The sequence below is a fragment of the Bradyrhizobium sp. MI1.3 genome (genome assembly GCF_055811695.1).
On sequence record NZ_JBVVPQ010000091.1, the window covers coordinates 1 to 24,573 of the forward strand.

The following is a 24,573-nucleotide window of genomic DNA, read 5'->3' on the forward strand; positions in this document are numbered from 1 at the left end:
CATTTGACGAGCTGCGGCAGCTGGAGCTGCGGATTGCCGAGGTCAACCGCGAGATTGAGGCAATTGCCTCTCAAAGCAATACCGCACGTCGATTCATGACCATCCCGGGCATTGGTCCGCTGGCCGCGACGTAAGCGTAGCGCTGCGGCCCTTTTGATTGGCGCTTGACGCTTATTTTGTCCGCGTGGCGCGTCGCCGCGGTTTCCATGTGTCGGACAACGCGTTGACGGCGGCCTCGAGGGCCTTCCGGTCGATCACGTTGGGATCGAACCGCTCCGGGCCCCAGCGGCGCATATTTTCGTGCTCCGGATGAGCAGGGTCGCTGATGGCGTCGAGGTATTCGGCGTAGCCTGGCGCACCACCGACGTGTTCCGGAGGACAACGACCGGCGGCCTCGAGCAGGAAGGGCATGCCCTCCGTCGTGGTGTTGTCGAACCCCGCACGCGTCTCTCGGGATATAGTCTTGTAAGCCTGATAACCGTCGCAGTGGATGATGCCGCAAAAGCCCTCAAGTAGCTGCAAGCCATGAACGGCCCCACGGCCCGGTGCATAGGCGTAAACCACACCAGGTGGGTCAGGTCCGGCCCAGCGCCTGTCATCGCGTGACAGCGCCCAGAAGTAGCCGGTTTTGGTCCTGCCGCGCCCCGGATCCAATACCGGTGCGGGGGTCTCGTCGACACAGAGCTTCGAAGAGGCGAGCAGAAGCTGGCGCAGACGATGCCACAAGGGCTTCAATTCCTGGGCGGCGTAGCCGACCCAGAAGGCGAGCGTGGAACGGTCGATGGCGATACCGTGCGTCGCCAGCATCTGCGCCTGGCGGTAAAGCGGCAAATGCCAATGATACCTGGCGTCGATCACATGCGCGACGAGCCGCTCGGTCGGCAGTCCTCCCCTGATCAATCGCTCGGGAGCAGCATGCTGGAGGACGACGCCGTGACAGGCGCGGCAGGCCAGTTTGGGGCGGCGGGTGACGATGACGCGATACTGCGCCGTTACGACGTCCAGCCTCTGGCTCTCATCGTGACCGATCTCAAAAAGGTCGCCTGCACAGCACGGGCAGCAGGTTGCAGCGGGCATCAGGGTCTCGATGGTGCGCGGCAAATGCTCCGGCAGCTTGCCACGATTGGCCCTGCGCTCGGCGGCTCTCTTCTCGCGTGCTTTGGGATTGGCGCGGTCCTCGGCTGCCTCGAGAGCCGCGACAGCCTGATCGATATCCTCCAGAACAAGCTGGAGCTGATCAGCGTCAAGCTTTTCCGAGGATCGACCGAACTGCGCGTCTTTTGCAAGCTTGAGCAACCGCTCGAGCCTGGCGCAGCGATCCAGCAGAGCCGCGGCAAAGGCACGCAACTCGGCTGGATCGCTCGGCAGCTCATCAGGCAAATCACTCATTGGCCCGAGTCTGTCATGCTTCGCGCCCGATGCAGCGAAGATTTTATGTCCTACGCAAGCGCTTTCGGCTGCGGGATTCGAGGCGCATGCATGCGTGTCCAATCCATGCCGGCCAGAAGCGCGGACAACTGCGCGGCGTTCATTCGCATGACGCCGTCAACGACCGGCGGCCACTTGAAGGCGCTGCCCTCAAGCCGCTTCCAATACAGCACGAGGCCACTACCATCCCAGACAACAATCTTCACCCGATCAGCGCGCTTCGCACGGAAGACCACCGCCACGCCCTTCATCGGATCGTGGCCCAGCGTCTCCTTCGCCAACAGCGCCAGGCCATCTGCGCCCTTCCTGAAGTCTACAGGTCGGGTCGCAACATAAATCATGAGGCCAGCGGGAGCCGTCAGCATGAACGTGTCCGGCGCAACGCAACAAACACATCACTCAACACAGCAAGGCCAGGCGTCCCTCGCACCTCAACTCGTGCCCCATGGAGCTCAACCGTCACAACGGCTGCCTCCGCCGACCCGGAGGGAGCTGCAGCCACCGATGGCGACGATTCCGACACCAACGGCACAAACGACAGTGCTCCCCCCGCAGTTGGCAGCACCAGTTGACCTGAACGCGCCCGGCGCCGCCAGTCATGCACCTGCTGGGGCCGGCAGCCATGGCGACGTGCGACATCTGTTACGATCGCGCCCGGTTCGAGACTGTCCGCGACGATCTGCGCCTTCAAATCATCTGGCCACTGTTTCCGGCCGCCGCCGGCATACACTTCTATGCGCGGTGACAACGGTCGTCTTATGTCGTCCGAATGGTCGTCCATTGTGAGCACCCTTGCAGAAGATGACTCTTCTAACGGCGCTCATAGGTCTACGCACAAACAATCTGATGGGCCTCGCAGCCCCGCTTACGATCAGAGCGCGGCTTGGCCCCGAGGTCCATCGCCCGCCATCTCCCGGTCATCCGCGGGTTCCTGCACGAGGTGTGCTCCGGCGGCACCGCCGCCCTGTGCAAGATCAACCAAGAGGACGTGATCCGCTACATTGAGCGCCACGCCCAGGATTAGAGCCCGGGAACAGGCAAGGCGATGTGCTGGTCGTTGCGCGCCTTTCTCCGTTACCTCCACCATCGGGGGCTGAACGCGCGCCTGTTGGCGGGTTGCGTTCCATCGATGCGGCGATGGAAGCTCGCAACTCTGCCGACCTATCTGCCTGCCGCACGGGTGCGGAAGGCTCTCGATGGTTGCGACCGAAAGACGGTGATGGGACGGCGCGACTACGCCATTCTGTTGTTGCTGGCCAAGCTCGGCCTGCGGGCCGACGAGGTCGCGACGCTCACGCTCGATGATATCGACTGGCGCGCCAGCGAGATACTCGCTCGCGCCAAGGGCCGACAGCGTGCACGGATGCGATACCGCCAGACGTTGGCGCGGCCATCATTGCATATCTGCGCAGTGGCCGCCCAAAGTCGTCGTGCCGACGGTTGTTCGTCCGCACACTCGCGCCGCACATCGGGTTTGCTTCCGGATGTGCGATCACCATGATCGCCGAGGCCGCCCTCGATCGCGTTGGAATCGAAGGTTGCGCACACCACGGCGCCCATATCTTCCGACACAGTCTCGCTATCGAGCTTCTCCGATCTGGCGCGACCTTGTCGGAGATCGGACAGTTGCTGCGGCACGAGAACCACGACACTACCCGGATTTACGCGAAGGTCGATATCGATGCGTTGAGAACATTGAGCCTGCCCTGGCCGGGAGGCGTGCAATGACCAATCTGCGCGCCGCACTCGATAAGTACCTGAGCATGCGCAAGGGGTTTGGATAGAAGTACGAGCACCAGACCCGTCGGCTCGCCGACTTCGTCGCCTTCATGGAGAAGCGCAAAGCCAGGATCATCACGACGAAGCTGGCAATGGAATGGGCAACGCTGCCGCCCGATCGTCATGCATCCTGGGCGCTGCGATTGAGCGACGTGCGCGGGTTCGCGCGCCATGTCGCCAACTTCGATCTGAGAACGGAGGTACCGCCCGTCGGCATGCTGCCCGGATGGAAGCGCGCCAAGCCCTATGTCTACAGCGACGCGGAGATCGATGCGTTGCTGACGGCAGCGCTGGCTCTGCCGCCAGCGGGCGGGCTGCGCCGATGGACCTACCATACCCTGTTCGGGCTGATCGCGGTGACGGGCATGCGTATATCCGAGGCGATGGGCCTGGAGCGTGATGACGTCGACCTCGACGCCGGCGTGCTGACGGTCCGGCTGACCAAGTTCAGCATGTCGCGGCTCGTGCCATTGCATCCGACGACGAGAACCGCGTTGCGCGACTACGCCCACCGGCGCGACGCGATGCTCGGATCACGCCGCGGCTCGACCTTCTTCGTTGCCGAACAGGGAGGCCGCTTGCTGCACGAGTACGTTCATCGCGTCTTCTGGCGATTGTCCCGAGAGATCGGGCTGCGGCGCCCAGGTGATCGTACCGGGCCACGCGTGCACGACTTCCGTCATCGCTTCGCCATCCGGACGCTGCTCGACTGGTATCGCGAAGGCAAGGACGTCGAGCAGCAACTCCCAGTGCTCTCCACTTACCTCGGCCACGCCTGCGTGCGTGATACCTACTGGTATCTCTCGGTCTGCCCGAGTTGATGGAAGAAGCGGCGCGGCGTCTTGATCGGCGGTGGGAGGTGACGCCATGAAGCCCGCCTGCAATGTCGCCACGTTGATCGAGCGCTTCTTCACCGAGCGCCTCATGCGCCAGCGCAACGTTAGCGGCAACACGATTGCCTCCTACAGGGACACGTTCCGGCTGCTATTCATGTTCGCACAGGTGCAGCTGCGGAAGCCCCCATCGGCCCTGACGCTCGCCGATTTGGACGCAACGTTCATCGGCGCGTTCCTAACCGATCTCGAGGTAAAGCGCGGCGCGAGCGCGAAGACGCGTAACCTGCGTCTGACCGCTATCCGATCCTTCTTCAGGTTCGTGTCCTTCGAGGAGCCGGCACACAGTGCGCTGATCCAGCGCGTGCTCGCCATACCGAGCAAGCGCCACGATAAGCGACAGGTGCACTTCCTGACGCGCCCCGAGATCGAGGCGGTTCTCGCCGCGCCCGATCGAACGACGTGGCTTGGCCGCCGCGATCACACCTTGCTGCTGGTCGCGGCCCAGACGGGCTTACGCCTCTCCGAGCTGACTGGCCTTGACCGGGATGCCGTCCACCTCGGGTCTGGCGCACACGTACGATGCGTCGGTAAAGGGCGGAAGGAGCGGACCACTCCGCTGACCACACTCGCTCGGTGTGCGCTCCAGGCATGGCTCAAGGAACCGTAACGGAAAGGAGCAACAGCGTTGTTCCCCAACGTGCACGGGGGCCGGCTCAGTGCCGACAGCGTCCAGTCGCTCCTGGGAAAGCATGTTCGTGTCGCTCACAAGAGTTGCCCATCTTTGAAGGCCAAGAGCGTGTCACCGCACGTGCTGAGGCACAGCGCTGCGATGGAGCTGCTGCAAGCCGGCGTCGACTGCTCCGTGATCGCGCTATGGCTCGGTCATGAATCGGTCGAGACGACGCAGACGTACCTGCACGCCCACCTCGTCCTCAAGGAAGCTGCCCTGGCGAAGCTCAAGCCGTACGAGCGCGGCAAGCGAACCCGGTTCCAGCCGAACGACCGCCTGCTCGCCTTTCTGGAGGCGCTCTGAACGACCAAACTATGCCGAATGGAATGGGGCTGCCGTGCACGCCATCGACGCGTACCAGCGTGACAACGGCGTGCCATACCAAACCCGTTCGGCATAGTTCGGCGGGCGGCATAAACCTGTAAGCTGAACGACCTCGATCCGCTCGCTTACCTGACCGACGCCCTCGCCCGAATCGTCAGCGGCCATTCAAACAGCGACATCGATCAGCTGCTTCCGTGGGCCTATTCCATCATGAGATTGAAGCCGTGGCTTGAGAACGACGCTTACGAAACGAGGGCCATATCAGCGTCTCAAAGGGCGGATCTCTCGATCATTGGTCGTTTTAGACGGTTATGTCGAGACTGGTTGGCCAGCTCGCAGGTCCCCCGAACTGGGATCGATGGCGATCACCAACATCCTAGATCATCGCTGCGTCTGGTTGCGGACACTGATGTCCGAAGCTTTACACGAAGGCGGGCGGATTCGGTGCGGCGTTCAAGTGGAATGGCAGAAGCGGGGCTAATAAGGATCCCGCCGTGAACAATTCCGGCGGCGACGCGAGCAGATCATGAAGCATCTCAAATCGCCCTATCAGCTACCATCAGGTCGTGACCTTCTTCACATCCCTATCCGGGAGCCGGATGGTCGTGCCTCGCGCGAGTGGGCTTTGTGGACTGCGATCCCCGGATCGTCGTCGAAAGGGGCCTGAGTTCATCTTTGATGAAGTTCGTCGGCCACTGCGGTTCTTCAGGCGAGACTCGGCCGCCATGCGGAAAGCCCTTCGAATTTCGTCGGTAGTATGGAGTGCCTTGCTGTTTGTGATGGGCTAATGCGCGGTGCACGCGGCTACGACGCAACCTGGTCTGAAGTACGATGGCGGGAACCGTAGTGGCGGCGCGGTCCGCCTGAGGCTATCGCGCGGATGAACGAAGCCTTACGCGACAATGACTCGATTGCGACCTTCATGTTTTGCGCGATAGAGCCGCTGATCGGCAATGTTCAGGAACCCGTCGAGCGTATCTCCATCGCGCCCGAACTCCGAGACACCAACACTGATCGTAACCCCGACCGACGGTTGGGCTCCGACATCGAATGCAGTGCCTTCGATGGTCGACCGAAGGCGTTCGGCTACCGCGTAGGCAGTATCGAGCGTCGCTCCGGGTAGCAACACCATGAACTCTTCTCCGCCAACCCGGGCAACAGAGTCGTAGGGGCGGATCGCCTCCAGAGACTTCCGCACGAATCCGCGGAGGACCTCATCGCCAACGCTGTGACCACGCGAGTCATTGATGTCCTTGAAATGGTCGAGGTCAAGCGACAGCAGAGATAACGGAGCACCGCTTCGCTTGGCCCGCGCGATCTCGGCGCCGATATGCTCGATGAAGTGGCGCCGATTTCCGGCGCCGGTCAGCGGGTCGGTGGCGGCAAGGCGTTCCAACGTCTGATTGCTCAGTTTCAGCTGCCGTAGCGCCCTTTGAGTGTCGGCCATCGACTCGGCTAGCCGGGCCATCATTTGTTCCTGGCTATAGATGATCGAGAATGATTGCGTCGTTCGGAAAGCCTGGACAACTCCATAGCTGAGAAGGAAAAACCCGCCGGCAAAGATCGCGTGGGCGAGCCACCACATGTGATTCCAGGGCGTTGCCACAATGAATGCGAGCGACGATATTGCAAACCACGCGACCGAAATGCCGAAAACAAGCATAAGTGGTGAGTAAATCCGTCGCATAAGCATGACGGCGACGTCCAGCGCGCTGAACACAAGGGCGCCGCCCTCCATGGACAAGCGTACCGCCGGGTGTGCCGCATACGGGGAGTAGGCGATTAAAGCGACGGCTATGTCCATCGCCAGGAACAGGCCAATCCACATCCGCCATGCGCGCGCATCCGAACGCTTCTGGACGTCGTCTGACGGGTGATTGTAGCTGAGCAACCCAGCGAAGAGCAGAATCGACATCGCGAGACGCGATGCAGGTCCATAGAGCAGAAACAGCCAAATGTTGCGGTGTGCCATACCGGTGAAGACGCCGTGCGGCGAATAGATCAGCACGAAGCCTAGAAATCCAAGCGTTAACCAACGCAACAGAGGTTCGCCGGAAGACCGGTAGCAACGCCACGTCACATAAGCGACGAACATCCCTTCAAGGGCGGCGACGGCGATCGCAAATTCGTGGAACAGATGATTTTCAAACTTTAGCGTACGATCCTGCTGGAAATACAGGTAGGCGATCAAGGGCGCGGGCATCAGAGCAAAGGTGATGAGGAGAAGGCTCATATACACCTGTGTGACCAGCCGCAGTGGGTCGGGCGGCTCGTGCACCGCAACGTTGGTGCTCATATGCAGAACGTCTCCCATAATGATACCTGTACTCGCTTACGTGGACTGTCGGTCGCTCTGCGGTTGCGAGAGCGCCGTTAGACCGAGACGAATCACGCGAGTGGCACAGCCAGTCGATAAACAATCCAAGGCATCAACCGTAGCACGAAAACACCCCCCGTTCCAGGCATGCATCCTCGCGCGCCGCAGGGCCCGCAAACCCACGCGGCGCCTCGACTCGCCACTTATGAATTCGGGTTAATCACGTACGAACTGGCACGCCGGTTGCTAGCGACGTTGCGGGGAACTGCTATCGTGATCCGACGGCGCGTTTACCACGGCCGCTTGCCAACCGTCGCGCGAGTTGTTTGGCAATCGGCGGAGAGTTGGTGTTCGGTTAGCACTTAAGCCGTAAGAACCTCATTGGAACGACCGGGTCACCGAAGGTTCGTGTCATGAGTTTGTCTTCTCCACGATCGCGCCTATTGCGCGCCGATTGGTTCGTTTGGCCTGGTTCTGCCACAAGGGATTTGATCGTTCTGTTGGCGGGCGTCGTTCTCGTATCGATCCTGGCGCACGCCTATCGGCTCGGCCCTCATCTGTTCAACCTGGAACACGCACCCGCGGATTCCGCCATCGACGACATCTTTTTCATCTTGTTCGTCGCCTGCTCCGCGAGCATCGCGCTGACAATCTTTAGCTTTCGTCGCTTTAGCGATCTCGCCCGCGAAACCAAGGCGCGAAGCCTTGCTGAAGGAGTAGCGCACGATCTGGCTCGATACGATCCATTGACCGGCCTCCCTAATCGCCGCTCATTTGATGAAACACTTAGTTCGTGTCTTGGCCTCGCGGGCAACACCCACCAAGTGGCCGTCCTGATGGTTAGCTTGGGTGGCTTGAGGAGGATAAAGGACACGCATGGCCGCGCGGCGGCTGACGACGCACTGTGCGAGTTTGCCAAGGGCATCGCGAACCTCTTGCGCGACGATTGCGTCCTGGCGCGAATTGGAGGGGAGGAATTCGGGATAGTGCTGCCAGATATTCGCTCCCTCGAGGATCCTGCCAATCTGGCGCGCCGAATTGTGGGGTCCGCTCCCTACAGTTTCGCGGCGAAGACGGGGGCAGCCGAGTTGGGTGTTGGAATTGGCGTCGCGATCGCCCCAAAGGACGGTCTCAATTTGGACGAATTGATCAGGCGCGCAGAACGTGCACTGAGTCCGACACCAGGCAATGGCAGGTGCTGTATTCGCTTTTTTGAACCAGAGATGGACATCCATGTCGAGCGGCGCATCCAGATCGAGCGAGAGCTTCGCAGCGCTATCGCGGCCGACATTATCGAGCTTCACTACCAGCCGTTGGTTTCGTTAACACAGAATTGCATCATCGGATTCGAAGCCCTGGCGCGTTGGGAAAATAGGAGCTTGGGGCATATTCCGCCAGATGTGTTTATTCCGATTGCAGAAGAAGTAGGTCTCATCAACGCTCTTGGAGATCAGCTTTTTCGACGCGCCTGTTTCGATGCCAACGGATGGCCGCAGACGTTTACGCTTGCCTTCAATATTTCGCCCATTCAATTGCTCGATCCCGCGCTTGCACAACGCATTCTATCGATCCTTCGCCAAACCGGGTTCAGTCCGCACCGCCTGGAGGTTGAAATTACGGAGAGCGCCCTCCTGGAAAACACCGCGGCTGCTAAGACCGTAATCGATGAGCTCCGTCAAGCTGGCGTCCGCATCGCACTTGACGATTTTGGAACAGGTTATGCTATGCTCAGCCAGCTGCTTTCATTTCAGCTCGACAAGATCAAGATAGACCGCAGCTTCGTCTCGCATCTGAACAACAGTCCTGACAGCCGGGTGATCGTTCGTGCTATCCTTGGCCTTGCAAAAGGATTTGGCTTGACGACCACAGCCGAGGGCATCGAAGACGCAGGCCAGCTGACGTTTCTAGCGGCCAATGGTTGCACCGAAGGACAAGGCTATCTGTTCAGTGGTGCCAAACCAGCCGGCGCTATTCCCGCGCTACTTCGCGAATCCGGCCGCACGGCTGTTGCTGAAGATGTGACCAGACGTCCGCATGAGTGAGACGACGCGTTCAGGTTCGAGAACCTTCTTCTAATTCCCGCTGTCAGTCTAACCAGGCGAGTCGGCGAGGCGGAGCAGAAACGCTGCGCGGTCTCAATCCGCACCAGCAGTTCCCAAAGCCTGTCCTTGATCTAACATTCAGCGATGAGATCGAGGTGATCGCCAAACCGACCGACCGTCAGCCCACAACAGCCGCCGCTTCACCGGCTAAGCAGTAACCAAGAGTTAGCGATGCCCTGGAGACTAAATGTACGCTCCGAGGCGCTCACCCGGATTATGAGTCAAGTCGTGCTTCTGCCCTTAAGTCGTCAACTGACGGGCCAAGCGCTCATCAGCTTCGACTGTATCCTGACCAGTGCGTCGCTTAGCCGTGCGGCTTCATCAAACCGGGTTTCCTGGTATGGCGGGCGGGCGGCGGAATCGAGCACGATAGCCTCGGCGGACTCCGAGAGCCGACGCAGAGGTGTTCTGAGCCATTGGGCGGCACAAAAGAGCAGCGCCAGAGCCGCCACCGCGCCCGCGCCGAGAATGATCCAGAACGACCGGATCAATTCACGGACCGGCGCCATGGCCTGGTTGGCATTCTGCCGTACCAGAAGAGACCACCCGAAGCTTGGAAGGTCTGCAAAACCAATGGTGGGGACGATCACGACAAAGTATTCCTTGCCGTCAGGCCATAGCTCGCTGAGAAACGCGGTGGTGAGCCGGCTGGCTGCCAGGGCGGAGCCGACGTTGAGGGGCTTGTTGGCGAGCTCAGGTGGACCAAACAAGACTGTTCGGTTGCGCGAAAGCAGCAGCACCTCGATTCCGGGCGCCTGTAAAGCCGTCATCCCCTCACCTACCCAGCTCCAATTCAGATGGGCACCGACCACGCCGGCAATCGAACCTGCGTGCCGCAGTGGAGCAGCCAAGTCGATGAAGCGATACGGTTCAGGAGACACCGGCAACAAGCTCGCCAGGAGCTGTGCCTCGTGAACGTCGATGGCAGCGGGCCCCGCAATGCCGCGTTTGAACCATGATCTCTGCGCGGCGCTCTCGCCTTCGAGCATTCCATCCCTGGCCGCCAGCACCTTGCCCTCAAGATCTGCAATGCCGAGCCAGGAATAGCGGCCATCCAGCCGGCTTAGGAACTGGATGTGTTCGTGGGCGCTTGCCAGATCGGTCGGATCGATCAGGTCAGCGAGCCGGGCCACGTCCATCCGAACACCGTAGAGGCGGCGCGCCAGCAGATTAGCGCTTAGTTGGCCGCGAGTCGTCAGCTTGTCTACCTGCAGCTGCTCGCCGCGTTGCTGTAGGGCCGCGGTATACACCGTTGCAGTCACCATGGCTGGAACGAGCATCAGCGTGGCGCCCCCAAAGAACACAAGGGTGCGTATATTTAGTCTTCTCCTGGTCATCACGTCTCCCTAATGGGTTAGCGCCCGTGCCAGTTCGCGGATGATGCGCACGATATCTCCGCGATCAGATCCCGGAACGGCCTGGATCGTGTGCAGCTTTTCGACGATCTGCGCCCGCTGTGTTGCTGTTGGCGAAAACCTGAGCCGATAGCCGTCTCGGGTTGACGCAACGACATGTGCGTCGACATCTCCAATGATGGGGACGCTCAGTTTCCCTGCCGCCCCTGCCACAAGTCCGGACGGACCGCTAATGCGCGCGCCGCCCGGACTGAGATTGATCAACCAGCCGCGGTATCTGGCGTCTCCAATCGTTAACGTGATGGGCTCGGGTACCTGCCGCTGCGGTCGATTGGGGCGAGGCCGCTCAATGCACACAAAGATCACTATCAGCAGGACGAAGAGGTTGTAGATCGTCCAGAACAAAACGATGGCGACGCCATCGCCGGATGTCGACGAAGTATTGAAGACAAGTTCAGGATTCAGCGGCACCACCAAGCCACCTAGAGTCAGTCCAAACAGAATTAGGAATGGTCGCATCAACCCCCATTGGACAACAATCTTCGTCCTGTCGCCGCCTTTGGCCGTGACCGAGAACTCGTGAGGTCCTCTCGTCAAAAGACCCAGTGCAGCTGCCCGGCAGACCGGCCAGGCAGCAATCAGCTGCGCCGTATCGTTGATTATGGGAATGAATAGTCCCTTCGAAAGCCAATTCAAGGCCACCAAGACCATGGCAAAATAGGGAACATAGTATCTGGTGATATCGACCAATGACGCGTTCACGATCGTTATGCCGAGCCACCAGTACAACAGCGGACAGATGAGACTCGCAAGGCGGAAAGGAAAGGTCGTGGACCAGTACAAAAATGAATCGATGACACTGATCCGGTGCATCAAATCCAGTCGGTGTGAGCCGAAAGGATTGTATGAATTACGTACAATCTGAGTCAGACCAAGGCACCAGCGACCCCGCTGGACGATGTATTCCTTGAGCCCCTCGGCAGCCAACCCCTCGCTCAGTGGCTCGTTGAGATAAACGGTTTGCCATCCGTTTTCTGCAAGTTTCAGCGTGAGCAGGAAGTCTTCCGTAACACTTTGCGTCGCAATGCCGCCGATCTGCTCAATGGCTCGAACCCTCATAACGGAGGAGGTACCGCAGCAGATCGCGATTCCCCAAGCGTCTCGCGCCGGCTCCACGTTATCGAAGAAATGGCGCTGCTCATCCGGATATCCGGTGCTGATGCCCAGGTTGTGCTGGATCGGGTCGGGATTGAAGAAGTGCTGCGGCGTTTGAACCAGCCCGACACTCGGATCGTGAAACAGCGCCAAGGTTCGTTCTACAAAATCGAGATGAGGAACAAAATCGGCGTCCAGGATGGCGACGAATTCCGGCCGATCAGGATCCAAGGCGCGCACCGAGAGCGCATGATTGATGTTTCCCGCCTTGGCGTGCATATTGTCGGAGCGCACGATGTAGCCGACACTGTGCCGCTCGCAAGCTTCGCGGAGCGAATCCCTGCGGCCATCATCAAGCACAAAGACACGAAGCTTGTTGAATCTGACGGCCTTGGCGCCAATCACTGTTCGCTCGAGAATCTCCAGCGGCTCATTGTAGGTCGTGATGAAGATGTCTACCCGTGGCATTTCTTCAGGCGCCCACCAGCCGGCGTGGCGATCTGCTTCAGCAGTCCGTTCCCTTACACGCGACAGGATTACGAAGCCGATGGACGAAGACAACACTGTCAGCGCCTCGAGCAACGCGAAACCCCAGCTGAACAACGCGCCCGCGGTCCAATCGATTGGCTTCAGAGTGTCGCTGAACCGCCAAATTACGTAACGCCAGGACAAAATTGTGGCCAGCCCGAGGAGCAGAGTTCGCCAGTACCACTTGCTTGGATTGAGCAGTGGCAAGACTGTGAAACGAAGTCCAAGAATGACGGCGGCTCCCGCCAATGCGGCCAGTAGTGGTGACAGTACGAGCATCAGAAGCCGTAGCGTGTAAGAAATCGGCGGAACTGTGCAATTGGTCCGCTCGAAAAGATGATGCGTCCGGTGCGTCCGATAGCGCAGCTGAGATCGGGCTGCTGCGCAAGATCCGGCACGGTCACAGTGACGTCGAACCGTTCAAGATGTTGAGTACTTGGTCCTACCGCCAGATTTGCATAGAGTGACGACGCGCCGGAACCGCCGAGTCGGGTGATGGTCCCGTCGAAAATCCGCTCGTCGCCGAACAACCGGAACTGAACCGGCGCCCCGACCGAAAGGCTATCGTAAAGCGACTCGGAGACGCCCGCTGTGACTATCAGGCTGTTGCAATCGACAAACTTAAGGAGGTCTTGACCACGCCGTGTGTGCTCGCCGTGCTCCCGCAGAACATCCCAGACCAAACCGGAGACTCGGGCGTTTAGTATGGCAGAGGTCAAACGATTGACACGCAGGCGCTCGGCATCGATTTGCCGACCAAAGTGGGCGATCCGGCCTTTCACTTGCTCCTCCTCGACATGCAGTTCGGCCAGTCGCAGGTCGATATCCCGAATTCGCTGCATCGAGAAGGGAGCGTCGCTAGAGGCCTCTGCGATGAATACACCCTCGCGGGCCGAGGCGAGTTCCGTTTCGAAGTAACTGACACGCTGCTGTGCACTCTCCAATTCTTGCTGTGCCACATCGAGTGTGGCACGAGCCCGACCCAGATTGGCTATCGTCTGCACGCCGCGATTGCTCAGCTCGTTGGCCCGCTTGAATTCCGCGTCCGCCTCGCGCAGCCGCGCGGCAGATGCGTCTTGGGCCGCTCTGGTTTCTGCGATCCGCGCCTCGATCTGCCGGATTCGGCCGCGCTGATACCCGGTTGATTGCGCATCGAACTCGGCCCTTGACAGCGAGAGGGCGGCTCGCTGGCCCCCAACGCGTTTAAGTTCGATTTGTTGGTTGTCTCGATCGCGCTCGAGGTCGAGAAGTCGAGCGGTATCGAATCGTTCATCGGTCACTTCAGCCGCAAGTTCCCCCGGGTTGACGCGCGTTCCGATGCTTTTGACGGAGAGGCTTACTCTTCCTTCGATCGGGGCGCGAACAATATAGAGCCGTGCATTTACGGTCGCATCTGCCGACGTTCCAGAGAAGTGCTCCCCAACGATGACGTATAGCCCCCCGACCAAAAGAACCAAGCCGACGACCACACGTGCGAGCCTCATGGCTGACTTCCGATCGCATCGGGCCGGAGAGCGAGAGCAGGCTGAAGTTGGTATTGGCAAGTCATACGGTCTGCTCGCGGTATTTGTGAGCCGTATTGCCTGAGCGAACGGGCTCTTTAGGGCATCCGGAACGGCACAGGGAGCCAGATTGCTCCGCGTGTTTTGCGCTGGGCCGATTGTATCTTCGTGTTCGGACCGCCCGCCGAACGGCCAAGCGCCTGATCTTCAGACCACCGTTCTCCGCTGATGCACCCGGACAAGGGCGGAATCGACGACCGGATATTTGTAATCGGCTCGTCGGATATGGAGTGGACGATACGCCACCAAACCCCTTCCCGGTGCATCCACTGAAGCGGCGGAATGCTATCCATTCCCCAAGAGGCCTCTGGAAGATCACGCCAAGGAGGGTATGTAAGCGCGTCCAAGGCGCACCGTGCACGAACACCGGGTTGTGCCGATTGGTCGGGCCCTTCTGATCGGGTCCGCCAAACATCAGGTGCGCTATTCTCTCCCAGCCGGCTTCGGTGAAAGTCAATCCGTTCATTGCACTCAAGATTGCCTCCCAAAAAAACGTCCTCGATCTAACTTCCCTGCAAACACCACCTAGGCGGACCGCGGGGACTTCTTCCATACTTCGTCCGATCTGCTTGCCCGTTTCGTCGGCTGTTTTGGACGACAGGCCGGCAACTGACGGCCGCTCTCTAATGCAGCTCCCGTGTCCGCCCCAGGCAATACTGTTGAGATTTGCGCTCACTCCTGAGACTTCGGACGCAAATCGTTCCGTGTAACGTCGTTAAGCGAGGGGGTCATGACTGACATCGACCCTCTAGGCCGGTTCGACCGCGCCGTCTCCAAGTTCCGCTCAAAGAAGTGAGCAGTTGATCGGGCTATTCCTATGAACCGCAACTTGCCCAAGACGCGTACGGTGATCAGCCGCACCCTGTTTCTTGCGGTTGGTCTGCTCCGTTGCTTTTTGATGGCAGTGGCGAGCTGCATCTTCCGTTCTTTGGGTGGGCTCTTCTCTCCCAGCGTAGGTTGGGCGTGTTTTCTCCCGCGGTTGCAGATCGATGAGTTGCTTAGATGAAGTCTGCATGTTGCGATGTCCGTTTGTTGCACGTGTGCTACTCACAAAAGGGCTATAGTAAAGTTAGCTGAGAACCGCGGACAACGAACCTACCACTTTTGATACAGAACAGCGTCCGCACATTCGAATCGACCGGTGGTGAAGTGTCGGCGGCGATGACCTTGCCCCTCCGGCTTGTACCCGCGAGTGCCTGCGCTGATGGCCGACACCTCGCTCTCCGGCACCCGCGTGGCGCGGGAACTGGACCGGCTGATGATTGAGAGTGGCAAGCCCAGCATGGTGGTCAGCGACAACGGCAGCGAGCTCACCAGCAGCGCCATTCTCGCATGGACCAACCAGAGCTGCGTCGCGTGGCACTTACATCGCGCGGGCAAACCCATGCAGAACGCGTTCATCAGAGCTTTAACGGTCGGCTGCTGGATGAGTTTTTGAACGAGACGCTGTTCACGTCGTTGGCCCAAGCCCGCGTCGCGCTTGGATGCTGGCGGGCCGACTACAACGATACGCGACCCCACTCGCAGCTCAGATAGAGAACCCCGTCCGAGCTCGCCACGACCTGCCACAGGCGCCCAACACGGCAAATCCAGCGGCAAGGACGAACTCAGAACTGGATAAAACCTTTGGGGGCAAGGTCATTGGCGCTAGATGACAAAATGCCAAGCTCGCCGTCACCATCCGCTGGAGTTATCTCGCTCCCAGGGTGTGACGCGCTTTGTCGATGATGGCCGCCGCATCGAGCTCGACAACAACATTATCGAACGTTCGATCCGTCTGATCGCGCTCAACCAGAAATACGCTCTTCGCGAACGGAGCTTCGTTACGGCGAACTCGCTTGGCCCCCGTGCAGCATCGCGTTGGCGTCGCCTTCGTTCCCGCATGCGTCGAACCGGCCCTATCGAAGACATCGGCAGAGTCGCGGCTGGCGCCGGCTCCTCGGCCGCGAGGGCCTCTGGCAGCTCCCTTGCTTGTTGAGCGGGTGCGGCGGGACGCAGCAAGAGCTGATGAAACATGACGTTGGACACTCGTTAGATGCGCTGTTCGAGCGCGCCAAGCGACAGGGATTTAGGGCAATAGACCCCAGGGTCGGCAAAATAATTGAGATGCTCGCCACATATCACGCGACGCATGAATTTCCGCTAAAGCCGCCACGCGAGCACCTTGTCGTCGGCGACGTCCTCGTGGGTAGTCCACAATGATCGAGCAATTCGTCCTTGTCCGAGGGCGGTAGGACGGATTGACGATCGGGCCGGCGCGCCATTCGACATCGCTGCCGAGGCGGACTTCCTTGCGCCGAGGAACGAGTCGAGCAGCTATGCGACTTCTACCCGGATCTGGAGTGGGCGCTTCCCAACACGACGCCGACTTCCGTTGCCGGCGTCGCGGCGCTGCTTCGTTATCCCAGAGCGCAACACCTCCCCGGCTATGTAGGCCTAATGCTCTGAGCTCCATTGATGTCCGTTGTCACCTCGAGCCGACATCCGCATCGCTCTTGAAGGACGTCAGATGCCAAAGAGAAAGCGTCGCGTGAGCGGGGCTTTCCTTCGGAGCCTTGAGAGTCAACACCATCCAACGGCTGGCCCGCCGAACTTATACTTCACGCCAATCTTGGCCACCGACAGCTTGTTCTTCAAGTCAATGTTAGCGATTGCGGGTGCGCCTGCGAAGGCTGAGACATCCAGCGCGATGTTCTTCTTGTCGAAACTCAATCTAGCTATACTCGATAAGATGCGCTCCACTTGGGCGAGAACGCGTATTCCGCACCCGAGCCAAGCAACCAACCCCAGCTCGTGCTGGAGGAGCTCACGGAAGCCGCTCCGCCGAAACCGGCAGGGACGCTGAAGTTATGATCCGTTTGCATCCAGGCCGCACCTCCCTTGACGTACACAAGTGTCCGGTCGGCAACAACACCGCCGACCCGACCCGTGACGGTGCCTAACCAATCGCTCTTGGCCGTGCACGATGCCCCAATTCTGAGGCCGGGACTGGTGCCCTTCACATCCACACCGGCGATGTCACCCTGGACGCCAAAGATGGCCCGACCGAACTGCCAGTTGTAGCCAGCCTGTCCTCCGCGGAGAGATCCGCTTCTGTTGACAAATGAAGGCAGAGACGACACGCCGTCCAGTCTTGCCGGCATGCGCCAGCGCGTTGCGCATGAAGTGGACGCGGCACCGTTGCAGCTGGCATTGAGCACCTTGGCTACGGTGGCCTTGATACCTTCGTGGGCATCGGACACGACGAGCTTGACGCCGCGCAGGCCGCGGCGGGCGAGCTTGCGCAGGAACGCCGTCCAGAACGTCTCCGCCTCGGACGGGCCGATGTCCATGCCGAGGGCCTCGCGTCGGCCGTCGCTATTGACGCCGACCGCGACAATCACAGCGACGGATACCATGCGGCCATTCTGGCGCACCTTCACGTAGGCGGCGTCGATTCACAGATATGGCCAGTCGCCCTCAATCGGGCCGGCGAGGAACGCCTTAACCTTCTCGTCGATCTCGCCGCACAGTCGGCTGACCTGGCTCTTGGAGATGCCGGTCATGCCCATGGCCTGCACCAGATCGTCCACCGAGCGGGCCGAGACGCCCTGCACATAGGCCTCCTGCACCGCGGCCGTGAGCGCCTTCTCGGCCATGCAGCGCGGCTCGAGGAAGCCTGGAAAGTAGGAGCCCTTGCGCAGCTTGGGAATTCGCAGCTCAACCGCACCGGCGCGGGTCTCCCAAATCGGTCCCGGTAACGTTACGCTGGGCCAGACGCTCGGGGCTCTTCTCGCCATAGGCCGCCCCGGTCTGGCCTCCCACTTCCAGCTCCATCAGACGCTGGGCGGCAAAGCCGATCATCTCGCGCAGCAGATCGGCGTCGGGGGACTTCCCTACCAGCGTGCGCAGGTTCATCATGTCGTCGGTCATCGCTGGTTCCTCGGTTGCCTTGGCGTGTCGCAACCCGATCCTACCGGAGAACTGCCGGTGAGCACCGCAAAGCCGCCCGCCCGCTACGGCGCTAATTGAGGGCGCGCGTCTGGGCGGCTTCGCTCTACCGAGCTACACCACCACCAGGAACGACCAACTTTTCAGGAACGACCAACTTTTCTGCGTGTGGCTGGTTTGCTTCGGCCCACCGGTTAAGATGTCGACCGAGGGAGAAGCGATCGCACGACATCGCGCCGCGCCTCGACGAGCTTTCCAATGTTCTTGCCGCCGTCGATGCTGCGCTCGATGGCTTTCGAACGGAACGGCTGCATCCGCGAGGCGTGAATAAATCTTTCGGATTACGTCGCCGAGCGCCGCTGGACCAAGGACGGAGGCTTCGTCAACGACGAACCGTCTGTTGACACAGAATCGAATACGGCGTCTAGATGTAGTTGTCACGGTCTCTCAAATCGCAAGATAGAGAGCTAAGAGGGAAGCCGGTACGGCCGAAAGCCAAAGCCGGCGCTGCCCCCGCAACTGTAAGCGGCGAGCCGCTGTCGACAGAGTCACTGGCGCAAAATCTCGGCGCCGGGAAGGCCAGACAGCAGCAAGAACCCGCGAGCCAGGAGACCTGCCGTGACAACAACAGAGTCCTCGGGCGGGGTGTCCCGGTGGTCGCTAGCCGGCAGTGGGCCGCCGAGGGCGGCTCGTTTTCCGCATGCGCCTACTTCAGCCTTGCCCCAACCCAAGTGGGATGCCGATGTCTGGTCTGGGTCAAAGCAATTCGTTGCAAGCCGCATTGCCGCGCTCGATCGTCAAACGCGAGGGCGGCACGCTTGTCTTCGATGCCAGCAAGATCCGTTCTGCGATCGCGCGCGCGGGGCGGGCGAGCGGCGAGTTCGACGACGAGGCGGCCGGCCGGTTCATGGAAGAGACTATCAAGGTCATCGCGCACCGCTTCGTCGGCGCAACTCCCAAAGTTGAGGAGGTACAGGATATCGTCGAGCAGGTGCTGATCGCGGCGGGCTATTTCGCCACTGCGCGCGCCTATATCGTCTATCGCGAGAAACGCGGACAGGCGCGCCAGGACCACACGACGACGGTTGATGTCGCCGCTTCCATCAACGAGTATCTCGAACGTAGCGATTGGCGCGTAAATGCCAACGCCAACCAGGGCTATTCGCTGGGCGGACTCATCCTAAACCTCTCGGGCAAGGTCGTCGCCAACTACTGGCTGTCGCACATCTACCCGCCGGAGATCGGCCGCGCCCATCGTGACGGCGACCTCCATATCCATGACCTCGACATGCTCGCCGGTTATTGTGCCGGCTGGTCGCTGCGCACGCTCTTGACCGAGGGCTTGAACGGGGTGCCCGGCAAGGTCGAGGCCGGCCCGCCGAAGCATCTGTCGAGTGCGGTCGGGCAGATCGTCAATTTTCTAGGCACGTTGCAGAACGAGTGGGCGGGCGCGCAAGCCTTCAGTTCGTTCGACACCTACATGGCGCCGTTCATCCGGAGGGACCGCTTGAGCTACGGCGATGTACTGCAATCGATCCAGGAGCTCATCTACAACCTCAATGTCCCCTCGCGCTGGGGTACGCAGACGCCTTTCACCAATCTCACCTTCGACTGGACCTGCCCGGAGGACCTGCGCGAACAGGTGCCCGTGATCGGCGGAGAGGGGATGGATTTCACCTATGGCGACCTCCAGTCCGAAATGGACATGATCAACCGCGCCTATATGGAGGTGATGACGAACGGCGATGCCAAGGGCCGTGTATTCACGTTTCCAATCCCGACCTACAACATCGCCGCGGATTTCCCGTGGGAGAGCGAGAACGCAGATCGCCTGTTCGAGATGACGGCGAAATACGGCCTGCCCTACTTCCAGAACTTCATCAATTCCGAGCTTAAGCCGAACATGGTCCGCTCGATGTGCTGTCGGCTGCAGCTCGATCTTACCGAGTTGCTCAAGCGCGGCAACGGCCTGTTCGGCAGCGCTGAGCAGACCGGCTCTATTGGTGTGGTTACCATCAATTGCGCTCGCCTCGGCTATCTGCATCGCGGCGACGAAGCGGGCCTATTCGATCGCCTCGATGCGCTGCTGGAAATCGGCCGCAACAGCCTGGAAATCAAGCGCACGGTCGTGCAACGCTACATGGACCACGGACTTTTTCCCTACAGCAAGCGCTATCTCGGCACGCTACGCAACCATTTCTCCACGCTAGGCGTGAATGGTGTCAACGAGATGATCCGCAACCTCACCGCCGATTGCGAGAACATCAGCACACCTTGGGGCCATGCCTTTGCGGTACGGCTGCTTGATCATGTGCGTGCGCGCATCTCGGCGTTCCAGACCGAAACCGGCACCATGTTCAACCTCGAAGCCACGCCGGCGGAGGGCACGACCTACCGCTTCGCGAAGGAAGACCGCAAGCGCTACCCCGGAATCTTGCAGGCGGGCACCGGCGATCTCCCCTATTACACCAATTCGAGCCAACTTCCGGTCGGCCTCACCGATGATCCATTCGAGGCGCTTGAGCGCCAAGACGAGCTGCAACGCAAATACACCGGCGGTACGGTGCTCCATCTCTACATGGGTTCACGCCTGTCCTCAGGCGCAGCGTGCAAGAAGCTCGTGCGGCGGGCGCTCTCAAATTTCCGCCTACCCTACGTCACCGTCACGCCGACATTCTCGATCTGTCCGACGCACGGCTATCTCGAAGGCGAGCATGTCTTCTGTCCCAAATGCGACGCCGAAAAGCTCGCACTCAAGCGGCATGCCGCCGCGAACTGAAAGGAGACCACAGATGAACGAGTCTAATGCCCATACGACGAGCAGCGATCCTGCGGGGACGCTCAGCCACGACGAGCGCCAGCCCTGTGAGGTCTGGACTCGCGTGATGGGTTATCACCGGCCGGTGTCGTCGTTCAATTGCGGCAAGAAAGGCGAGCACAATGAGCGCAGGTTCTTCGCTGAAACGCGCGCCGCGCTCGGCTGAGCTGCGAATTGGCGGGGTCGCCCGGCTGTCCACCTGCGACTGGCCGGGCGAGCTCGTGGCAACGGTTTTCTGCCAGGGCTGCTCTTGGTCGTGCGGCTATTGCCACAACCCGCATCTGATTTCCCCGAGGGGAGAGTCGGAAATCCCGTGGCAGGAAGTGCTATCTTTTCTCGATAGCCGTCGCGGGCTGCTCGACGGCGTGGTGTTCTCTGGCGGCGAACCCACTCTCCAGGCTGCGCTGCCGGACGCAATGCGTGCCGTGCGAGGCGAACTCGGCTTCCGCGTCGGATTGCACACCGCCGGGCCCTGTCCCACACGGCTGTCCGCTGTACTGCCGCTCGTCGACTGGATCGGCTTCGACGTCAAGGCTGCGTTCGATCACTACAAGCGGATCACTGGCGTCGTTGGGAGCGGCATCAACGCCAAGGCCAGCCTCGTGCGTCTGCTCGAAAGCGGCGTCGCGTGCGATATCCGCACGACGGTTCATAATGCTTTGCTGGATCGCTCCGACCTGGCGCGTCTGGCGTCCGACCTTGTCGCGCTTGGCGTTCCTGCCCATCGGCTTCAGCCGTTCCGGGCGGCGGGATGCACGACCGCGAGCCTTCTTTAGTCCCCGTGAGCCGCTGCCGTCCGGGTGCCGGTTGCAGCACATATCCCTGCCATTCCCCCCCGAGTTGCGGTCCGCCCGACACCAGACACTGCTGCGGCGGCTGGAGAAACACTTCGCGTTTTGCCGCAGGAGATCTGCGGGCGCCGGTGTCTGCTGGTGGTGCGGCTCTCGGCAGGCGCGCAACGATTCCGTTGTCCGAAGCGACGCGTCAAGTCCACAGCCGCATTGAACAGTCCGTGAATGCCTTCGCGCCAGGCCACCATGGGCGCGGCGCGTGGCTGATCTGCTATGTTCAGCAGAAATGTGGGAGAGTGGCCAGGGCCGCCTGTCTCCAAGATCGCTCCCGAATCGCCACCAACGTCGGGGATCGTAGCGTGGAACAAAGCAGGCAGTGTGCCGAACTGAACTGCTCTAATGCTGCTTCGCGTGAACTGTGTCGCAATTGTTAATCGGCATTCTTGTTCCTCATCCGACATCCGCACCAGAGGCCGGCGGTCAGCGTACGCGTCCGGCACCCCAGGCAGGCGAAGGTCGGTGGCGAAGCGCTTAGGCAGCAATGGCCGCCGGGAACTGATGGCCGGAATTAGCAAATTTACGCGCATTTGCGTGCACTTAGGTCTGCTCCTCTATGCCTTGGCCTCTCGCGAGATCGCGTGTCCCGTGCATCGTGCGGCAACAATATTCCTCGCGATCGCGGTGAACGCCCTCTTCGTGCACCTTGAAATCCGCAAGTCGCTTGGTGAAGTGCTCTCGTTCGGAGCTGTCCCAGCTCAACGGCCGGGGAGAATCGGGCGGGGAAGCCCCGTTGGGGAGCGTTTGCAATCGGCGCGATGGGCGCTGTCGGCTTTGGAATAGGTGCTAATGTTCCTGCGCGTTCGACATTGCCGCGGATTGTTGAAGCAGCGCCTCTAGTTCCTTCTTCCAGCTCATCTTGTGTTTGTGTGTCTCCCCGAACGGCCATCGGACGAGGCTAACTTGGTGCGGTCCGCGCGTCCAGCGCCCCCTTTTGGTAGTTGCGAGGCCGGCCCCGTTGAGCTCGAACGCAAGGTGGGATTAGCTTAACTCGGTGTCCATCAAACCGGCAGCAGCTCAGTTGTCCGAAGCAATTCGACGGCTCGTTGAGATCGGTCTGAAGATCAAGAAATGAGAGAATTCCCCTCCCTTTCCGTTTTCGCGGTTGAGGTCGACCGGCGTCCCGTCTTTGCATTTGCTTCAAAAACCCACGCGGCAGCCGAAGCGATCTTAAAAGGTGAGGAATTGCGCACGAAACTCTCGGCCCTGAAGTCTGGCGGGGCCCTTCTGTGCGACGATTACGGCATCATGCGCTTGCGCCTAGCGCGACCTGCGGAAAGAGAGATCTATGAGGACCGGCGCTTTGGACGAATCCATCACAACGAGTTCTACGGTGCCTTCTTGATCGAGCTGGATCGGGACGCGGGTAGTCTAGATCACGTCTTGGCCGAATTGATTGACCTCGGAAACCCGGAAGGCTCGGATTGAAAGCGTAAAAGTCCTAACTTCTCTTTCGCCCCTTTATTGAGATGACTCGCGTGGGTCCCATCGGTCGGCTCACGGCAGGATCAGCTTGCGGACCGTTCTCAGGTGTGGCCCTCCCTCGACGAACGGAATCCATTCGACCTCCTCGAACCCGTAATCGATTCACCACCAGCAATCGGTTGATGACGCTCCTCGCCATGGGAATTCTTCGACCGGTGACTCGTCGTCTTCCAGGTCGCCTCTATCGAGCGTGACCTTCCCAACCAGGCAGGGCGACAGCGACGAGAAGAAGTCGCGCCGGAGGCGTTGGCGGCTGGTCACTTGACCTTGAGTGTCAACCGCATGAACGTGAAATACGTGCTTCGCGATATCCGAGCCAATTGTCACGGCTTCCATGATGATTGCTCCTGTTAGGTACAGACATCGCCAGCATAGCGCCGGCGCCGAGGGAGCGGGGCCGTCTTCCCCATCAACGGTCGGCTGCGGATAAGTTTTTGAACGAGACGCTGTTCACGTCATTGGCCCAAGCCCGCGTCACGCTTGGATGCTGGCGGGGCCGACTACAACGATACGCGACCCCACTCGCCGCTCGGATGGAGAACCCCGTCCGAGTTCGTGACCTGCCACCCGCGCCCGGGATCTGGCGCTGCGCTATGCGGAAGGCTCCGCGCCAGCTCCCGTCGCTCCTACGTCTGTGGGCCCCTGACGCGGGATCGCACCGGCCTGGGTTCTTTTCCATTCGCGGACCGCGTGGGGCTCATAACAGTTCTATATGTCGAACAAGCGCGAAGTGCCTCCTCGGCAATGGAGCGAAGGTGTTCGCCCCGCATTCAACTCCGCACTTCACGGGTCCCGTCAGACACCACTTGTCCATCCAATTCCTCCTCAGGCGGGATAATTCCAATCCCTAGAAACGAGGGGCTGGAGGAACTCGAAAAGGCGGCGGGGCACCACCGCCGGAGTGACGGAAAACGCCATATCGCCGGGCGCGCTCACGTCGCTTGCGGGACCGCCAACTGCGAGCGCCATAACCCACTCCAAAGCCGACGAAGAAGATCATAGTGATAACAAGAATGGCCATTGTCATTAGGACGACTACTTCGCTGGAGGTCTTGATTCGCACTCCCCCCACTAGCGATAGCAGCCGGTAGAAAGCTCGAATATCTGCTTGGTACAATCTTGCGCTGCGTCCGATTCAAGCTTTTTCGCCACTCCAGCCAATATTTTATCCCAGCCTACAGCTGACTCGCATCAGGATGGCTTGCGCCTCCGTCGGAAGTACCGCGCTGCGAGCGGGCACCGGAAACGCTTATTTTGCTCGATGTATGTCGTTCGCTGCGGTCGGCAGCGCCTCCCGGCGCGCGCCCATGCTGATCTTTCCCGCCATACGCCGCTGAACCACTTTGATGGCACCGCCCCTATCACCACCGAGAACT

The 24,573-nt window shown here is 60.3% G+C and carries 18 protein-coding genes, 7 pseudogenes and 1 riboswitch; of the genes and pseudogenes, 13 read left to right on the plus strand and 12 right to left on the minus strand.

Annotation, left to right across the window (positions count from 1 at the left end; all coding sequences use genetic code 11):
* Window positions 1-171: 171 nt before the first annotated feature.
* The 4 genes and pseudogenes from AC0L3A_RS35855 to tnpA all read right to left on the minus strand — a co-directional run bounded on the left by AC0L3A_RS35855 (window position 172) and on the right by tnpA (window position 2,209).
* Window positions 172-411 carry an IS1096 element passenger TnpR family protein gene (locus AC0L3A_RS35855; protein ID WP_473256149.1) on the minus strand — a complete coding sequence of 80 codons (240 nt, stop codon included), beginning with the start codon at window positions 409-411 and terminating at the stop codon, window positions 172-174.
* A 27-nt stretch (window positions 412-438) separates the two neighbouring features.
* A pseudogene (gene tnpC / locus AC0L3A_RS35860) lies at window positions 439-1,389 on the minus strand (IS66 family transposase); the annotation flags it as partial.
* 50 nt (window positions 1,390-1,439) lie between these two features.
* On the minus strand, window positions 1,440-1,793 hold the full coding sequence (gene tnpB, locus AC0L3A_RS35865; RefSeq protein WP_091898177.1) for an IS66 family insertion sequence element accessory protein TnpB: 354 nt from the start codon (window positions 1,791-1,793) through the stop codon (window positions 1,440-1,442).
* Window positions 1,787-2,209, minus strand: coding sequence for an IS66-like element accessory protein TnpA (tnpA, locus tag AC0L3A_RS35870; protein WP_473256133.1), 423 nt, complete (start codon window positions 2,207-2,209; stop codon window positions 1,787-1,789). Before tnpA ends, tnpB begins: the two co-directional genes overlap by 7 nt.
* 276 nt (window positions 2,210-2,485) lie before the next feature.
* On the opposite strand from tnpA, the gene AC0L3A_RS35875 reads away from it, so the two are divergent.
* The 5 genes and pseudogenes from AC0L3A_RS35875 to AC0L3A_RS35895 all read left to right on the plus strand — a co-directional run.
* On the plus strand, window positions 2,486-2,929 hold the full coding sequence (locus AC0L3A_RS35875; RefSeq protein ID WP_473256134.1) for a site-specific integrase: 444 nt from the start codon (window positions 2,486-2,488) through the stop codon (window positions 2,927-2,929).
* A complete protein-coding gene (locus tag AC0L3A_RS35880) occupies window positions 2,926-3,156 on the plus strand; it encodes a tyrosine-type recombinase/integrase (RefSeq protein ID WP_473256135.1) in 231 nt (76 codons plus the stop codon). Before AC0L3A_RS35875 ends, AC0L3A_RS35880 begins: the two co-directional genes overlap by 4 nt.
* Window positions 3,157-3,257: 101 nt before the next feature.
* Window positions 3,258-4,028, plus strand: coding sequence for a tyrosine-type recombinase/integrase (locus tag AC0L3A_RS35885; RefSeq protein WP_473256136.1), 771 nt, complete (start codon window positions 3,258-3,260; stop codon window positions 4,026-4,028).
* A 46-nt stretch (window positions 4,029-4,074) separates the two neighbouring features.
* Window positions 4,075-5,076, plus strand: a pseudogene (locus AC0L3A_RS35890) (tyrosine-type recombinase/integrase).
* Between the two features lie 114 nt (window positions 5,077-5,190).
* Window positions 5,191-5,301, plus strand: a pseudogene (locus tag AC0L3A_RS35895) (transposase domain-containing protein); the annotation flags it as partial.
* Between the two features lie 688 nt (window positions 5,302-5,989).
* Here AC0L3A_RS35895 and AC0L3A_RS35900 read toward each other — a convergent pair.
* Window positions 5,990-7,393: a GGDEF domain-containing protein gene (locus AC0L3A_RS35900; protein WP_473256137.1), complete on the minus strand. Its 1,404-nt coding sequence runs from the start codon at window positions 7,391-7,393 to the stop codon at window positions 5,990-5,992.
* A gap of 434 nt (window positions 7,394-7,827) precedes the next feature.
* Between AC0L3A_RS35900 and AC0L3A_RS35905 the strand changes: the two genes are divergently transcribed.
* Entirely contained in the window at window positions 7,828-9,456 is a 1,629-nt protein-coding gene (locus AC0L3A_RS35905; RefSeq protein WP_473256138.1) for a putative bifunctional diguanylate cyclase/phosphodiesterase, read from the plus strand.
* A 308-nt stretch (window positions 9,457-9,764) separates the two neighbouring features.
* Here the strand turns inward: AC0L3A_RS35905 and AC0L3A_RS35910 are convergent, their stop codons facing one another.
* The 3 genes from AC0L3A_RS35910 to AC0L3A_RS35920 are packed head-to-tail and all read right to left on the minus strand — an operon-like array spanning window position 9,765 to window position 14,038.
* On the minus strand, window positions 9,765-10,853 hold the full coding sequence (locus AC0L3A_RS35910) for a PDC sensor domain-containing protein (RefSeq protein ID WP_473256139.1): 1,089 nt from the start codon (window positions 10,851-10,853) through the stop codon (window positions 9,765-9,767).
* A gap of 9 nt (window positions 10,854-10,862) precedes the next feature.
* On the minus strand, window positions 10,863-12,833 hold the full coding sequence (locus AC0L3A_RS35915; RefSeq protein ID WP_473256140.1) for a glycosyltransferase: 1,971 nt from the start codon (window positions 12,831-12,833) through the stop codon (window positions 10,863-10,865).
* Window positions 12,833-14,038, minus strand: coding sequence for an HlyD family secretion protein (locus tag AC0L3A_RS35920; protein WP_473256141.1), 1,206 nt, complete (start codon window positions 14,036-14,038; stop codon window positions 12,833-12,835). The genes AC0L3A_RS35915 and AC0L3A_RS35920 overlap by 1 nt, the downstream gene beginning before the upstream one ends.
* 1,259 nt (window positions 14,039-15,297) lie before the next feature.
* Here AC0L3A_RS35920 and AC0L3A_RS35925 point away from each other — a divergent pair.
* Both AC0L3A_RS35925 and AC0L3A_RS35930 read left to right on the plus strand, forming a co-directional pair.
* A pseudogene (locus tag AC0L3A_RS35925) lies at window positions 15,298-15,649 on the plus strand (integrase core domain-containing protein); the annotation flags it as partial.
* A 172-nt stretch (window positions 15,650-15,821) separates the two neighbouring features.
* Window positions 15,822-15,923 (plus strand): annotated as a pseudogene (locus tag AC0L3A_RS35930) (IS66 family transposase); the annotation flags it as partial.
* Between the two features lie 755 nt (window positions 15,924-16,678).
* On the opposite strand, the gene AC0L3A_RS35935 reads toward AC0L3A_RS35930, so the two are convergent.
* The 3 genes and pseudogenes from AC0L3A_RS35935 to AC0L3A_RS35945 all read right to left on the minus strand — a co-directional run.
* Entirely contained in the window at window positions 16,679-16,828 is a 150-nt protein-coding gene (locus AC0L3A_RS35935) for a hypothetical protein (protein WP_473256142.1), read from the minus strand.
* A 5-nt stretch (window positions 16,829-16,833) separates the two neighbouring features.
* The gene (locus AC0L3A_RS35940) at window positions 16,834-17,259 is read right to left on the minus strand and encodes an outer membrane protein (protein WP_473256143.1); all 426 of its coding nucleotides are present in this window, start codon (window positions 17,257-17,259) and stop codon (window positions 16,834-16,836) included.
* Window positions 17,219-18,028, minus strand: a pseudogene (locus AC0L3A_RS35945) (IS256 family transposase); the annotation flags it as partial. The gene AC0L3A_RS35940 and the pseudogene AC0L3A_RS35945, both read right to left, overlap by 41 nt.
* A gap of 441 nt (window positions 18,029-18,469) precedes the next feature.
* Window positions 18,470-18,681: riboswitch (cobalamin riboswitch) on the plus strand.
* 107 nt (window positions 18,682-18,788) lie between these two features.
* Between AC0L3A_RS35945 and AC0L3A_RS35950 the strand changes: the two are divergent.
* The 4 genes from AC0L3A_RS35950 to AC0L3A_RS35965 all read left to right on the plus strand — a co-directional run bounded on the left by AC0L3A_RS35950 (window position 18,789) and on the right by AC0L3A_RS35965 (window position 23,140).
* The gene (locus AC0L3A_RS35950) at window positions 18,789-20,825 is read left to right on the plus strand and encodes a ribonucleoside triphosphate reductase (protein ID WP_473256144.1); all 2,037 of its coding nucleotides are present in this window, start codon (window positions 18,789-18,791) and stop codon (window positions 20,823-20,825) included.
* A 13-nt stretch (window positions 20,826-20,838) separates the two neighbouring features.
* Entirely contained in the window at window positions 20,839-21,030 is a 192-nt protein-coding gene (gene nrdD / locus AC0L3A_RS35955) for an anaerobic ribonucleoside-triphosphate reductase (protein ID WP_473256145.1), read from the plus strand.
* Window positions 20,987-21,640, plus strand: a complete 654-nt coding sequence (locus tag AC0L3A_RS35960; RefSeq protein ID WP_473256146.1) for an anaerobic ribonucleoside-triphosphate reductase activating protein — start codon at window positions 20,987-20,989, stop codon at window positions 21,638-21,640. Before nrdD ends, AC0L3A_RS35960 begins: the two co-directional genes overlap by 44 nt.
* A gap of 1,143 nt (window positions 21,641-22,783) precedes the next feature.
* Window positions 22,784-23,140: a hypothetical protein gene (locus AC0L3A_RS35965; RefSeq protein WP_473256147.1), complete on the plus strand. Its 357-nt coding sequence runs from the start codon at window positions 22,784-22,786 to the stop codon at window positions 23,138-23,140.
* Between the two features lie 159 nt (window positions 23,141-23,299).
* Here the strand turns inward: AC0L3A_RS35965 and AC0L3A_RS35970 are convergent, their stop codons facing one another.
* Entirely contained in the window at window positions 23,300-23,533 is a 234-nt protein-coding gene (locus tag AC0L3A_RS35970) for a hypothetical protein (protein ID WP_473256148.1), read from the minus strand.
* 89 nt (window positions 23,534-23,622) lie between these two features.
* On the opposite strand from AC0L3A_RS35970, the pseudogene AC0L3A_RS35975 reads away from it, so the two are divergent.
* A pseudogene (locus tag AC0L3A_RS35975) lies at window positions 23,623-23,843 on the plus strand (integrase core domain-containing protein); the annotation flags it as partial.
* Window positions 23,844-24,573 lie beyond the last annotated feature (730 nt).

Coding starts and splice junctions, on each gene's coding strand:
- AC0L3A_RS35855 (WP_473256149.1), bottom strand. CDS start 411: ATGCCCTTCCTGCTCGAGGCCGCCGGTCGTTGTCCTCCGGAACACGTC.
- tnpB (WP_091898177.1), bottom strand. CDS start 1,793: ATGCTGACGGCTCCCGCTGGCCTCATGATTTATGTTGCGACCCGACCT.
- tnpA (WP_473256133.1), bottom strand. CDS start 2,209: ATGGACGACCATTCGGACGACATAAGACGACCGTTGTCACCGCGCATA.
- AC0L3A_RS35880 (WP_473256135.1), top strand. CDS start 2,926: ATGATCGCCGAGGCCGCCCTCGATCGCGTTGGAATCGAAGGTTGCGCA.
- AC0L3A_RS35885 (WP_473256136.1), top strand. CDS start 3,258: ATGGAGAAGCGCAAAGCCAGGATCATCACGACGAAGCTGGCAATGGAA.
- AC0L3A_RS35900 (WP_473256137.1), bottom strand. CDS start 7,393: ATGAGCACCAACGTTGCGGTGCACGAGCCGCCCGACCCACTGCGGCTG.
- AC0L3A_RS35905 (WP_473256138.1), top strand. CDS start 7,828: ATGAGTTTGTCTTCTCCACGATCGCGCCTATTGCGCGCCGATTGGTTC.
- AC0L3A_RS35910 (WP_473256139.1), bottom strand. CDS start 10,853: ATGACCAGGAGAAGACTAAATATACGCACCCTTGTGTTCTTTGGGGGC.
- AC0L3A_RS35915 (WP_473256140.1), bottom strand. CDS start 12,833: ATGCTCGTACTGTCACCACTACTGGCCGCATTGGCGGGAGCCGCCGTC.
- AC0L3A_RS35920 (WP_473256141.1), bottom strand. CDS start 14,038: ATGAGGCTCGCACGTGTGGTCGTCGGCTTGGTTCTTTTGGTCGGGGGG.
- AC0L3A_RS35940 (WP_473256143.1), bottom strand. CDS start 17,259: ATGCCGGCAAGACTGGACGGCGTGTCGTCTCTGCCTTCATTTGTCAAC.
- AC0L3A_RS35950 (WP_473256144.1), top strand. CDS start 18,789: ATGTCTGGTCTGGGTCAAAGCAATTCGTTGCAAGCCGCATTGCCGCGC.
- nrdD (WP_473256145.1), top strand. CDS start 20,839: ATGAACGAGTCTAATGCCCATACGACGAGCAGCGATCCTGCGGGGACG.
- AC0L3A_RS35960 (WP_473256146.1), top strand. CDS start 20,987: ATGAGCGCAGGTTCTTCGCTGAAACGCGCGCCGCGCTCGGCTGAGCTG.
- AC0L3A_RS35965 (WP_473256147.1), top strand. CDS start 22,784: ATGAGAGAATTCCCCTCCCTTTCCGTTTTCGCGGTTGAGGTCGACCGG.
- AC0L3A_RS35970 (WP_473256148.1), bottom strand. CDS start 23,533: ATGGAAGCCGTGACAATTGGCTCGGATATCGCGAAGCACGTATTTCAC.